The organism is Ruegeria sp. BF12, from assembly GCF_056538705.1.
Genome location: NZ_JBQFTP010000008.1, coordinates 46,695 through 58,997, shown reverse-complemented (window position 1 = coordinate 58,997; position 12,303 = coordinate 46,695). Strand labels below are relative to the sequence as shown.

Annotated in this window: 11 protein-coding genes; 7 read left to right on the top strand and 4 right to left on the bottom strand. The window is 54.1% G+C overall.

Annotation, left to right across the window (positions count from 1 at the left end):
• Positions 1–38 precede the first annotated feature (38 nt).
• Complete coding sequence (locus ACR0J0_RS13720; protein ID WP_480664711.1) at positions 39–1,088, top strand: AI-2E family transporter; 1,050 nt, start codon at positions 39–41, stop codon at positions 1,086–1,088.
• A gap of 84 nt (positions 1,089–1,172) precedes the next feature.
• Here the strand turns inward: ACR0J0_RS13720 and ACR0J0_RS13715 are convergent, their stop codons facing one another.
• On the bottom strand, positions 1,173–2,078 hold the full coding sequence (locus ACR0J0_RS13715; protein WP_480664843.1) for a LysR family transcriptional regulator: 906 nt from the start codon (positions 2,076–2,078) through the stop codon (positions 1,173–1,175).
• 114 nt (positions 2,079–2,192) lie between these two features.
• On the opposite strand from ACR0J0_RS13715, the gene ACR0J0_RS13710 reads away from it, so the two are divergent.
• The 4 genes from ACR0J0_RS13710 to ACR0J0_RS13695 all read left to right on the top strand — a co-directional run bounded on the left by ACR0J0_RS13710 (position 2,193) and on the right by ACR0J0_RS13695 (position 5,671).
• Positions 2,193–2,969 (top strand): CmcJ/NvfI family oxidoreductase, encoded by a 777-nt coding sequence (locus tag ACR0J0_RS13710; RefSeq protein ID WP_480664710.1) that lies wholly within the window; start codon positions 2,193–2,195, stop codon positions 2,967–2,969.
• 12 nt (positions 2,970–2,981) lie between these two features.
• On the top strand, positions 2,982–3,947 hold the full coding sequence (locus ACR0J0_RS13705) for an LLM class oxidoreductase (protein ID WP_480664709.1): 966 nt from the start codon (positions 2,982–2,984) through the stop codon (positions 3,945–3,947).
• A gap of 12 nt (positions 3,948–3,959) precedes the next feature.
• On the top strand, positions 3,960–4,748 hold the full coding sequence (locus ACR0J0_RS13700) for an SDR family NAD(P)-dependent oxidoreductase (protein ID WP_480664708.1): 789 nt from the start codon (positions 3,960–3,962) through the stop codon (positions 4,746–4,748).
• Positions 4,749–4,822: 74 nt separating this feature from the next.
• Complete coding sequence (locus ACR0J0_RS13695) at positions 4,823–5,671, top strand: enoyl-CoA hydratase/isomerase family protein (RefSeq protein WP_480664707.1); 849 nt, start codon at positions 4,823–4,825, stop codon at positions 5,669–5,671.
• A 116-nt stretch (positions 5,672–5,787) separates the two neighbouring features.
• On the opposite strand, the gene ACR0J0_RS13690 is transcribed toward ACR0J0_RS13695, so the two are convergent.
• The gene (locus ACR0J0_RS13690; protein ID WP_480664706.1) at positions 5,788–6,651 is read right to left on the bottom strand and encodes an MBL fold metallo-hydrolase; all 864 of its coding nucleotides are present in this window, start codon (positions 6,649–6,651) and stop codon (positions 5,788–5,790) included.
• Between the two features lie 131 nt (positions 6,652–6,782).
• Here ACR0J0_RS13690 and ACR0J0_RS13685 point away from each other — a divergent pair, with 131 nt between their 5' ends.
• Both ACR0J0_RS13685 and aspT read left to right on the top strand, forming a co-directional pair.
• Positions 6,783–7,685 (top strand): LysR family transcriptional regulator, encoded by a 903-nt coding sequence (locus tag ACR0J0_RS13685; protein WP_480664705.1) that lies wholly within the window; start codon positions 6,783–6,785, stop codon positions 7,683–7,685.
• Positions 7,686–8,069: 384 nt separating this feature from the next.
• Positions 8,070–9,779 (top strand): aspartate-alanine antiporter, encoded by a 1,710-nt coding sequence (gene aspT, locus ACR0J0_RS13680; protein WP_480664704.1) that lies wholly within the window; start codon positions 8,070–8,072, stop codon positions 9,777–9,779.
• A 139-nt stretch (positions 9,780–9,918) separates the two neighbouring features.
• On the opposite strand, the gene ACR0J0_RS13675 is transcribed toward aspT, so the two are convergent.
• Positions 9,919–11,550: a bifunctional aspartate transaminase/aspartate 4-decarboxylase gene (locus ACR0J0_RS13675; protein WP_480664703.1), complete on the bottom strand. Its 1,632-nt coding sequence runs from the start codon at positions 11,548–11,550 to the stop codon at positions 9,919–9,921.
• Positions 11,551–11,811: 261 nt separating this feature from the next.
• On the bottom strand, positions 11,812–12,291 hold the full coding sequence (locus ACR0J0_RS13670) for an invasion associated locus B family protein (RefSeq protein WP_480664702.1): 480 nt from the start codon (positions 12,289–12,291) through the stop codon (positions 11,812–11,814).
• Between the last annotated feature and the right edge of the window lie 12 nt (positions 12,292–12,303).

The window sequence follows — 12,303 nt, the reverse complement described above, 5'->3', positions numbered from 1 at the left end:
GCAGAAAAGAGGTAACAGAACGGACCGAAAACAAAGACATGCTTCAGTTTAATGTAACAAAACTGGCGTCTGGCCTGATCGTTGCTGTCGCCATTGGCTGGCTGCTGGTGCTGGGTAAAAGCATCCTTCTGCCTGTGCTTTTGGGCATAATCGGGATTTATATTCTGGACTCGACTGCTTCAACAATCGGGCGGGTGCCGGGATTGCGCGGGATGCCGCGCCGGGCCCGTCGTTTGCTCGCACTTCTCGTGATTTTTTTGCTTCTGGTTCTGATGGGTGTGCTCATTGAGTCAAATGCGCAAGCCGTGGCTGCCAACATCCCACGCTATCAAACCAACCTGAACGCGCTGATCGAGTCGGTTATGAGCATGTTGGGCGTGAAAAAGCTGCCGGACTGGTCCTCAATCGAGCAAACCCTTTCCGGTAAGTTTGATGTCCTGGGCTTTTTGCAAGGAACACTTTCCACCGTGCAGGGTTTCGGCACGGTTCTGATGATGACGATCCTTTACATCGTTTTCATCCTCACTGACCTGAACGGCATGCCCGTAAAATTGCAAAAGGCGCTTGGCGATGCTGAATCCGCGGACCGGTCGCTGAAAATCGTCGCGCAGATCAATCAGAAAATCGGCAGCTACCTGAGCGCAAAGACTTTGATCAATGTTATTCTGGCGGCGATCTCATTTGCGATCATGCTGCTTTTGGGGATCGAGTTTGCGTTGTTTTGGGCCATATTGATCGGCCTTTTGAACTACATACCCTATTTGGGCTCGATTATGGGTGTTTTGTTCCCCGTGATGTTGAGCCTCGTGCAATTCAGTGGTCTCTGGCACGCTGGCGTGGCCTTCATCGCGCTGATGGCGGCACAGCTTTTTGTCGGCAATTACCTCGAACCCCGGCTGGTTGGAAACTCGGTCAATCTAAGCGGGTTCATGGTTTTGTTTTCGTTGACGATCTGGACCGCTATGTGGGGTCTGGCCGGTACGATCCTCGCAATACCACTGACGGCCGTCGTAATGATCATATTGTCGCAAATCCAATCCACTCGACCGCTGGCTATCCTGATGTCGGAAAACGGCGAGCTTGACTGAACGCGGGCGGCAAGCGCCCGAAGTCGCGCGTTCGTTGAGCCTATGTACGGCTGTCTGTCTTCAATAACGAGATCAACCCCTGATCTAGGTCAGCCATGGCGGTGCCCTTCCGATTTCGGTGAGCAGGAAGTCCATGAACACCCGCACCTTGGGTGAAAGTACGTTGGACTTGGGGTAGATGAGCCATAGCACATTTTCTTCGGCACCTTCGTAATCAGGCAGGACTCGAATAAGTCGCCCCGAGGCCAATTCTTCGTGTACGCTCCACAGCGCGTTTATCGAAATGCCCAGACCGGCTAGCGTCGCGCGCTTCTGACTTAGCCCGTCGTCCAGGATCAGCTGGCTGCGCGCTGCTCCGGGATCGAACGCCAGAGTATCGCCTTTTGCGTTTTTGAGTGGCCGCGGGCCAAGATGGCGAAAAGCGATAAGCTTGTGGTGGTTGAGGTCCGCGGGTGTTTCGGGAAAGCCATATGCATCAAGGTAGGCGGGCGCGGCACACAAGAACCGCGTGTCATCCGCCAGTTTGCGCCCCTTTAGGCTGGTATCCAGCAACGGAGCGTTGCGCAGTGCCAGATCATAGCTGCCTTCGATCAGATCAACCTGAACATCGGAAAGGCGGAGATCCAGCGTAAGATCCGGGTGTTGGTTAAGGAATTTCGGAAGGATTGGCGTGATGTAGAGCTGCGCAAAGGTGCTGGGGGCCGCAAACCGCAAGGTCCCCGTGATATTGGTCTTACCCTTGCCAAGCGCCGCCATGGCTGCGTCCTCTTGGGCAAGGATCTCGCGCGCGAAGGGCAGGAAGTCTTCGCCTTCGACAGATAGGGAAACCTTGCGTGTAGTGCGGTGCAAGAGTTCCGCGCCAATGCTGTGTTCCAGCTTGGCGAGCTTTGCGCTGGACACGGCCGGTCCCATCCCCAACTGCCGCCCGGCGGCGCTGATATTCAGTAACTCTGCGGCCAGAACAAACAGGCGTAACCCGTCAGTGTCCATGCTCATTATCTGCGTTTCCCGAATTTTGAATACTGAAATGCACTGTTTATTCGCAAATATCTATAAGACATATCTGTGATCAACAATAGGCACAGATCGCAGGAGATTGCTGGAATGGCACGCACCGCCACAGTCAATTACCACGTCCACAAGAACGAACGGCAAGCATTTCATCTTGATGCAGGCGGCATCGCTGGGAACCTTGTTTCGCCCGAACTTGAACCCACGCAGGTTGCGCTGAGCGACACGCGTTCAACGTCGGACGCAGTGTGTTTTATGCAGGACGCCGTAGAGTTCGCTACCGCGTCTAGTGCGGTACAGGATTTTGCAGGTGATGCATGGCACGCCACCTATGACCATGAGTTGAAGCAGCTTTTGACAAACAGGCTGGGTGCGCGAGAAGTTTTGATCTTTGACCATACGGTTCGCGTTGATGATCCGGATGCAATTCGTAAACCAGCGCGCAACGTGCATAGCGACTATAGCGAAGATGGAGCTAAGCAGCGTCTGGTCGATCTGCTAGGGGTCGAAAAGGCGGCGGAGTGGTGCAAGGGGCATTACGCCTTCATCAATGTCTGGCGGCCCATCGCGCAACCGATCAACAGCGCTCCCCTTGGCTTTGTCCGGCCGTCGAGCATTGATCCTGCAGACTGGATCCTGCTTGACCTGAACTATCCGGATCGGCAGGGCCAAATCATGGGCCTTGTGGGCAACCCGAGCCATGAATGGCTTTACCGGTCCAGGATGACGCCGGAAGAGGTGGCGTTTTTCAATATCTACGACAATCAAGGGCTGCCGTCGATCGCACATAGCGCACTGGATATGGTCGAAGACCCGGAGGTCACAACCATCCGCAAGAGTATCGAAAGCCGCACTTTGGTACGGTACTGAAGGAGAGAGACGATGTTGGACAAGACTGAAGGCAACGCCTTTGCTCAAATCAACACGGCCTACAATAACGTGTTCCGTCCCGGTCGGTTGAGCATTGGTTTGGTGTTGCCGCTCGAGGCGTACGCGGTCGGGGCCGAACCGACGATGCGCGACCATATCGAAATGGCAAAACTGGCCGAGCAACTGGGGTTTTCCGCTCTTTGGCTGCGAGACGTGCCCTTTAACGTCCCGAGTTTTGGTGATGCCGGTCAGATGTTTGACCCATTCGTTTACCTCGGTTCGTTGGGGGCGGTGACGGATCGGATCGCGCTTGGTACGGCCAGCATCATTCTGCCCTTGCGCCATCCGGCCCATGTCGCAAAGGCGGCTGCCACTGCCGATGTCTTGTCCTGCGGGCGTACGATTTTCGGCGTGGCTTCCGGCGACCGACCCGAGGAGTATCCGGCGATGGCTCAAACCTATCCGGATCGTGGCGCACGCTTTCGCGATAGCTTCGACTATATCCGGGCTGTTGGCACGCCATTCCCCCGCCACGAAAGCGCACAGGGTCAACTGAACGGGCATATCGATATGCTGCCGAAGCCCGCCGGAAAGCGCCTGCCAATGCTGATTACCGGCAGCAGTCAGCAATCCCCAGATTGGGTGGCCCAGAACGGAGACGGGTGGATCACGTACCCGCGCGATGCCGGGTCGCAAGGTCGGGTGATAGCAGACTACCGAGCTCGATTAACTGCTGCGGGGCAGGCCAACAAACCGGTGATGCAGTCGCTGTATATCGATCTTCTTGATGACCCGACAGCGCCCGGGCGGCCTATACATCTCGGCTTTCAGTCTGGTGCGGTCTTCCTGCGCCGCTACCTGCAAGAGATCGAGGCGCAGGGAATCAACCACGTAGCACTCAACCTGCGGTTCAATCACGCGCCTGTTGGCGACATGCTCAAACGGCTGGCGGACAATCTGCTGCCCGACTTTGTCTAAAGGATGGATCACATGACCAAGACTATTCTTATCACGGGCTCAACAGACGGGATTGGCCTGCTCACTGCCCGGAAACTTGCCGCTGACGGGCACCGCGTTCTGATCCATGGTCGCAGTGCTGCCAAGGTGGAGGCCGCTGCTGCTCAGATCGGCGGTTCGGTCGAAGGGTACATCGCGGACTTGTCCGACATGAAAGCGGTGGAAGGCCTGGCTGATGCGATCCGCAATAAGCACGACAGGCTGGACGTGCTGATCAACAATGCGGGCGTGTTGAAAGCCCCCCAGACCGTGCTGGATAACGGGATGGACATCCGTTTTGTCGTCAACACGCTTGCGCCGTATCTGCTGACCGAGCTGCTTTTGCCGATTATGCCCGAAGACGGTCGCGTGGTGAATCTGTCTTCGGCCGCGCAGGCACCGGTGAAACTGGAGGCCTTGCAGGGAACAACACGCCTTTCGGATATGGACGCGTATGCGCAAAGCAAACTCGCCATCACCATCTGGACCCGCGAGTGGACCAAGGTCTTGCCAAATGGACCTGCGATGATCGCGGTCAATCCCGGTTCGCTGCTGGCATCGAAGATGGTGAAAGAAGGATTTGGCGTCGCAGGTAATGACCTGAGCATCGGCGCCGATATCCTGATCGACGCTGCGCTTGGCTCGCGCTTTGCTGACGCATCCGGCGCATACTTTGACAATGACAGCGGCGCATTCGCACACCCGCACGGCGCTGCGTTGGACGTTACGCATGCGGCGGACGTCATGGATACGATCAAAGCCTTGGTGCGCCAGCACAGTTAACAACGTCCACCCAACCTAACCGGATTAACCCACCCCCTCATCTGTGATGCAGGGGATCAAGAAAGGACTGCCTGATGAAATATGAAAACTTCCATACATTCGATGTTAAAGTCGAAAACGCCATTGCGACGGTGACCTTTGATTTTGGCTCGGTAAACGTGCAGGGGCAGCAGATGTTGGCTGACCTCAACAGTCTTGCCATGCGGTTAGAGCGTGATCGCAACACAAAGGTGGTGATCTTCCAATCTGCCAATCCCGAGGTTTGGGTTTGTCACTACGACACGGAACTGCTCAAGGATATGTCAGTCGAGGCCGTGTCACGCGAAGACGCTCAGTTGCTCGACCTGCAATCGGTCTGCGAACGCATCAGCAAGGTGCCTCAGGCAACTATTGCCAAACTGGAGGGCTATGCGCGGGGCGGCGGGCACGAGTTGGCGCTGGCCCTTGATATGCGCTTTGCGGCGCGCGGCAAGTACAAGTTCATGCAGATGGAAGTCGGCATGGGTATCCTACCCTGCGGTGGCGGAGCGTCACGCATGGCGCGTCAAACCGGTCTCGGTCGCGCGTTAGAGATCATTCTGAGTGCGCAGGATTATGACGCCGACGATGCAGAGCGATTTGGTACGATCAACAAGGCGCTCGAACCGGATGAAATCGGCCCTTATGTCAGCGCGCTGGCAGAACGCATCGCACAGTTCCCGGCAGAGTCGATCAACGCGTGCAAACAGATGGTTTACGAGTCCATCGATAAACCCATCGATGAAGCCCTCAAAGCCGAAGCTTATTGGCTTTATCAGGCCACAAGCAAAACCCCGGCCATCAAGCGATTTACTATCGCAGATGAACAAGGGTTGCAGCATGACATAGAAAACCAGCGCAACTGGAATGAGTTGGTAATGAAGGTTCAGGAAATCCAAGAGTAAAGCTGCGAGCATGCATAGGGGCTGGCCACCGCCGCAGGGGGCCAGCCTCAATTCCAAACCAATTACCGGTTTGGAATCCTTCAGATCATATGCTGGTTATTTGTGAGGTCCTGCATTCAAGGCCAGGAGCGTTCGCCCGTGATAACCTGCGCGCTGAGTTCCAGGTCACCAACGTTTTTGAAGTCGGGATAGGCTTCTTGCATCGCAGCAACCAGCTCGACCGAGTTTTCCGCCTTTTCCGCAGCGGCTTCGAATGCCGCAACATAATCCTTGGTGAAATCGATGATGCTGGCATCCTCGGCACTTTTGCCAGCGACATGACCCGGGATGATGCGCTCGGGGTTGAGAGCGGTGATCTGATCCAACGTCATACGCCAGCTATCGCGGCTTTGGGGCGTTTGGTTGTCTGCAAGCCAAACATGAACGTATTCATAGAGAACCACGCCGCCAAGAACGGTTTTTTCAGACGGTGCCCAAAGGAATGTGTGCGCAGGATCGTGACCATCCAGGCCGATCACTTGAATGGTTTCACCATCCACAGTCAGGCTGTCTCCTTCCAGCACGTCCGGTACGATCAGCTCTGAAGGCGCATTGGCCTCGAGGATAGGTCCCCAGAAGTCATATTTGAGCTGGATCGTCTTCTCGATTCCCCTCACCGTTTCGGGTGTGGCGACGATTTTGACATCGGGGTAAGCCGTGCGGATCGTGTCCAGCCCGAAATAGAAATCAGGGTCTTTGTGGCTGATGAACACGGTTGTGAGTGGTTTACCAGTGGCCTGGATCATCTCCACCAGTTGTTCGGCATCATCCTTTTCGAACTGAGCGTCGACCAACAGTACTTCATTCGGCCCCTCAATCACGTTCGAAGAAACCGGAAATAGGCTGCCCTCGTTGGGGGTGAAATGGGTGATGTTCAGGTCTGCAGCCAATGCAGCTGTTGAAAGCAAAATGGCGGCGGTCGTGGTCAGGATTGACTTCATCTTCATCTCCTTTGTCAGGCGGCAACCTTTCTATGCTGTCGCGGTTACCTGGTGAGCCACAAATAAGGAGTCGATGAAGTCATCTAAATGCGTATTATGAATACTTAGCGTCAATGAAAAGATGACAAAAGATGGCAAAATCAAATCTGAACCGTTTGGAGTACTTTGTCTCCATAGCCGAGGCGGGAACCATTACGGCCGCAGCAGATCGCATGCGTGTGAGCAAGGCGGTTGTCAGCAAGCAATTGCAATTGCTCGAAGAAGAGTTGGGGGCAACTTTGGTCGTCCGGAATTCGCGCCATCTGAACCTGACCGAAATTGGCCAATCGTTCTACTCTGCCGCGCAGGCGTCCGTAGCCCAGGCGGAAGAGGCTTATGCTATGGTACGTCGTGGCAGCGCAGAACCGTCCGGGACATTGCGCATCACGGCACCACTTGATTTGGGCTCTGAATATGTCGCTCCGGTGGTGGCGAGTTTTCGGAGAGCTTACCCGGCAGTCAAAATAGATCTGACGTTGAGTGACACGCGCATGGACCCCGTCGAAGCCCGATTTGACATAGCCTATCGGGTTGGGTGGTTGGCCGATTCAGCAAACATCGCGCGTAAACTGGCCGGATTTCGGCAAATCGTCGTGGCCTCTGCCAGTTTGGCCAGAGAAATGGGAGAGCTAAAGTCGCCAGCAGAATTGACTGAGATTCCGTTTATCGAGCATCAGGCTTTGTCCAACCCGCTGCGCTGGCGCTTTTCGGCCCCGTCAGGCGAGACCGCAGATATTGAGATGGCGCCTGCCCTGTCCGCCGATGTGACTCCAGCCATCAAAGCCATGACGATTGAGGGGGCCGGTATCTCGATCCTGCCGGATTTCTACGTGCGCAAGGAACTAGCGGATAAATCATTGATCCAGCTTCTGCCAGATTGGTCACTTCCGTCCGGAGGGATCTACTCGGTCTACCCCCCAACTCAGTACAGATCGACCGCCACGCAACGGTTCGCAGAGCTTTTTCACGACTACATGCGGAAAGAACTGGCGTAAAAGGCATCTGCGGGTCGGTCCCGATTTTCAGTTCTGCGCGACAGAACAGCTATCCTTGGATACACGGCTGGCGGTTGGTGCTCCTTCTGCAGATGACGAAGGATCTCTATTTTAAAACTTCCGAGCGAGTAGAGATCAACTACCGAGGGTCAATGTGGAGCTTGCCTTGACCAATTTTCGGCTCGACCATCCACAAAATGTGTCAGTAGACTTGCTTTAGGATCAAAGATTAGTCCCAAAGAAAGCAATAGATTGACCGAAACCATTGTCGGTGTTTACCTGTTTTCGACCCGGCGCAATAATATAGATGGGTGAATATCAGCAACGATCTGATCTGCCCCGTCGGTTGAAGATAGTATTGAGCCTACGATTGAGGTTGTATCTATGGAATTGATTGCGGACCAGCTTCGTTCGTTTCCGATTATGGCGCTTTTTTTATGCCTGGGCCTTGGATACGGCGTGGGCAAATTCAAAGTTGGCAAATTTGAATTGGGCGGGATTGCAGGAACTCTGATTGTTGCAGTTCTCGTGGGCCAGATAGGTGGTATAAACCTCAGTCCCGATGTTCAGAATGTCTTTTTCTCATTGTTTATTTTTATGGTTGGATACAATGGCGGACCGCAGTTTTTTGCGGCGTTGAACCGTACCGCTCTGACCAAGCTCTTTGCGGCGTTTATGATGACTCTCTGGGGCCTTTTCTTCGTCGTTGTCGTCGCCACTTGGGCGGGGCTGGACAAAGGGTTGGCAGCGGGTTTGGCGGCCGGCGGATTGACGCAATCCGCAATTATCGGAACCGCCGGCAATGCAATCGACCTTCTTGGGCTTGCGACGGAAGAGGCAGAAAAACTCAAGACGAATATCGCCGTTGGGTATTCGGTAACTTATATCTTCGGGTCGATCGGCCCGATTTTGGCAGTCAGCGTTATTCCTATTGTGATGCGCTGGGACTTGCGGCGGGAGGCGATCAAACTCGCGCAGAAGCTGAGCGGTGGTGGCCGCACGCTGGATGAAGGCGAGTTTATTCCCATGAGCCGTTTCGAGGCGCGCGCTTATCACATCCAGGACGGGGCAAAGATCGTTGGTCAGTCTGTGAAGGCAATCGAATCCGACTTTGATAGCGATATTTTGGTCGAGCGGATCTTACGCGATGGGGCGCCCTTTGATCCCAAGCCCGATACAGCGCTTGATGCAGGCGACGTGATCGTGGTTTCAGGTCTCATCACCGCTTTGACCCGGTTTGAAGAGGCTGCTGGCGCTGAGGTCGGAGAATATCCACCTGAACTTATCATCGTGGAAGAAAGGCGGAATGTCGTCATTACCAATCATAAGTTGGCTGGTAAAACTCTTGCGGAATTGCGCGCTGCGCTTACCCCGGATCAAAGACGAGGGTTTCACATCACCAAGATCACCCGCATGGGTCACGATGTTCCTGTGCTACGCAATACCGAAATCCACGCTGGGGACGAAGTTAGTATAGTTGGACACAAAAAGGACCTGGATCGCGTCGCAAAGGCTGCCGGCTACGTCCCGCCTTCGGCGTCGGTGACAAATTTCATTGCACTTGGTATCGGGGTCGCTGTTGGTTATCTGATCGGTGAAATCAGCTTTGTAATTGCCGGAACGAAGGTGGCGCTTGGGTCAGGTCTTGGTTGTCTTGTTACGGGCCTTATTATTGGGTACCTGCGCATCCGGCGCCCAAAAATTGGGGGGATCAACCGGGGTGCGGCGAACTTCCTGCAAAGTTTTGGCTTGGCCGTTTTCGTTGGTGTAGTCGGGCTAAATGCCGGTCAGCCTGCGCTGCAGGCAATTCAGGAATACGGGATCACTCTGTTGCTTTTGGGCGTGGTGGTGACACTGATGCCGATGATCGTTCAGTTTCCGATCAATTACTTTGTACTGCGCATTCGTAACCCGATCGAAGCCTGCGCGGTCGTGACGGGGTCTCGATCAGGTAATCCGGGGTTCGCGACATTGCTGGAAAAGGCGGGCAATTCGACGCCGACACCGGCGTTTACAATGACCTATGCCGTCGCGAATATCTTTCTGACTTTGTGGGGGCCGCTGGTTGTCGCCTTCGTTCCCTTGAGTTTTTAAATCCGCATAAGACAAGAATTAAAAGGACTTAGTCAAAGAGCACCTCCGCACCTGTCTGGCCGACCAAAATATCGGCCAGAAGACGCCCGTTAACCATTCCGGCTAACCTCATGCAAGCTTTCTGTTTAAGCGCGCTGTTCTAACCGTGTATCGGCACACCTTTTGAAGCGCGGTAGGCTTGCACGTAACCGATAGCGACTGCCCGTACAGCCCGCCCGATTTGTCGGTACGCGCTGTCATCCAGGTTCGCAAAGGATACTCGTGCCGACCAGTTTGGCGCGTCGAAACCTGAGCCATTCAGCAAGACGATCCCGTGATCCTGCGCAAGCTTGAAAGAGATGTCGAGCGGGTGGACGTTTTCCTTGATCCATTCCACGACCTCTTCACCGACGTATTTGCGAAGCCAGAACTCAAAATCAATTATCCCGTAGTACTTGTCGAAATACGGGTTATCGGGAACCTCAATGCCCAATCCTTCAACGAGTTCGGTAAAGCGATGATCCAGAATACTGCGGCAGAACGCTTGATATGCCTTGTCCTCATCCATCATTTCTACCAACGAAAACAAGGTCATCATGACTTGCTGCGGCAATGAGAGGCCAGCTGTGTGATTAAGCGCAACGTCCCTGCTGTCAGCCACAATTCTGTCGATGAATTTCATTTCTGATGGATTTGGCGACAAAGTCTCATAGCGAGCTTCGACTATTGCCTTTGTTTCAGCAGGCGCTTCGGCAATCATCTTGTCGAAGATGTTGTTCTGGGCGATCACGATCGTTCCCAGCCTCCATCCGGTGCATCCGAAGTATTTGGAGTAGGAATAAACTCCAATAGTGTTTTCTGGCAGGTGGCCCATCACAGACTCGAAATTCGGAACGAAAGTTCCGTAGACGTCATCCGTGAGGATAATCAGATCCGGGCGGCGCGTTTTGACAAAATCAACCAACCTCTTTAGCGCTTCCGGGCTGATGGCGACCGCCGACGGATTGCCAGGATTAACCAGAAACAGCGCTTTGACCTTAGGGTCCGCGAGAGTTTCCAGATCTTTGTCCGTCAATTGAAAGTGATCTTCTTCTTTTGAAGAGACATCCACGACGTTCAGGGAATAGTCTTCGAGCACTGGCATCTCAAGGTAAGGCGTGAAGATCGGCGTGCCCAATGCAATTGTGTCACCGGCATTCAACAGCCTTTGGTTCTTGAGTGACTTGAAGATATAACACATTGCCGCCGTTCCGCCTTCGACGGGAAAGAGGTCAAATTTGGCATTTGGTCGATGCCCCGCGCACATTGCCCACATCAGGTACTCGTGGACAATCGTTTCGTTATGCACGAGGCAGCGGTCTGGCATCGGATAGTGGTCGCCGACAATCCCATCGGTCAGCTCAAGAACAAATGTATCGGGATCGAAATTGAACTTCTGTATTGCGAAATCTACAGCAGCCGCGAGCGCCTCGGCGCCGGGGGGCGTGCTTTGTTTTTCAGAAGCTGCGCAATACGCCTTGAGCCGGTCGTAACACCCCGGACCTTGTGGCATGCCCGCCAAACCCACCTGAGGTACATTTCGGTGACGTTGAGCCTCGGTCATTGCGAACTGGCCCAGCAGGAAGAACGCTTCTCGCGCCTTAGTGGCAATCCAGTTGGGGTTACCACGCCCGGCGTTCAGATAAGGCAACGTCGTGGCGCGCGACTCTTTCTTTGCCAGTTTAATTAGCTCATCTTTGATCTGAAACGGGCTTAGATTTTCGAACTTGTGTAAATTCAGAGTCTCTGACATCGATTGCCACCCATGATTGTAAATATTGGAATAAAGCAATTTGATAGTAAAAACGGATCGACGTGTCTGTAAACTGTAAGTCTTGTGCAGCAATCGCAAGATTATGGCGCGGACTTGAGGCCCAAGCCCGCACCGTGCCTGCCAATTAGTTTAGTGGCGCTTTCACTCGGTTTCGAGCAGCGCGCCTTTAGACGGAAGTTGCATCCCACTAGCACTTGGCAGTCTGCGGGAAAGGGTAAGGTTTCTGCTATCGTCAGCCTCTTACGGCAGAAGATCCGACACCTGAGTGAACCCGGTCAGATCGAAGCCAAAGGATATCGGTTCTTCGTTGGTGTTTCTGGCCTCGATCGTCAACTGCTTGCCGGCGCGCATGGACGCTATCCAATCCGATGATACCGGAGAACGGGCGAAACAGCCTTGCGCTTCGCAGGTCAGGAACTCTAGTTTGGCCACCTCGGACGTATCGACCTTTGCGGTCAACCCATCGCTGAAAAGCAAACCGAAGGGCAGGGTAAGAACTGCTTCGGTTTCGTCATTGCCCGCCGATTTCACAAATGCGATCGAGGCAAGTCTCTGATTATTTTCACTTAAGACGATGCTCTGCGTCATTTCACAGACAAGTTCCGTGCCTGTTCCCAGATTGCTGCAATTGACGGACCAGGGCGGTGCCGCACTCTCTTGTGCGAGGGCGGGTTGTATCAATCCAAACGACAACGCCGCGGCGCATTTCCAGGTTCTCATGCTGCTGTACCT

Coding starts and splice junctions, on each gene's coding strand:
- ACR0J0_RS13720 (WP_480664711.1), top strand. CDS start 39: ATGCTTCAGTTTAATGTAACAAAACTGGCGTCTGGCCTGATCGTTGCT.
- ACR0J0_RS13715 (WP_480664843.1), bottom strand. CDS start 2,078: ATGGACACTGACGGGTTACGCCTGTTTGTTCTGGCCGCAGAGTTACTG.
- ACR0J0_RS13710 (WP_480664710.1), top strand. CDS start 2,193: ATGGCACGCACCGCCACAGTCAATTACCACGTCCACAAGAACGAACGG.
- ACR0J0_RS13705 (WP_480664709.1), top strand. CDS start 2,982: ATGTTGGACAAGACTGAAGGCAACGCCTTTGCTCAAATCAACACGGCC.
- ACR0J0_RS13700 (WP_480664708.1), top strand. CDS start 3,960: ATGACCAAGACTATTCTTATCACGGGCTCAACAGACGGGATTGGCCTG.
- ACR0J0_RS13695 (WP_480664707.1), top strand. CDS start 4,823: ATGAAATATGAAAACTTCCATACATTCGATGTTAAAGTCGAAAACGCC.
- ACR0J0_RS13690 (WP_480664706.1), bottom strand. CDS start 6,651: ATGAAGTCAATCCTGACCACGACCGCCGCCATTTTGCTTTCAACAGCT.
- ACR0J0_RS13685 (WP_480664705.1), top strand. CDS start 6,783: ATGGCAAAATCAAATCTGAACCGTTTGGAGTACTTTGTCTCCATAGCC.
- aspT (WP_480664704.1), top strand. CDS start 8,070: ATGGAATTGATTGCGGACCAGCTTCGTTCGTTTCCGATTATGGCGCTT.
- ACR0J0_RS13675 (WP_480664703.1), bottom strand. CDS start 11,550: ATGTCAGAGACTCTGAATTTACACAAGTTCGAAAATCTAAGCCCGTTT.
- ACR0J0_RS13670 (WP_480664702.1), bottom strand. CDS start 12,291: ATGAGAACCTGGAAATGCGCCGCGGCGTTGTCGTTTGGATTGATACAA.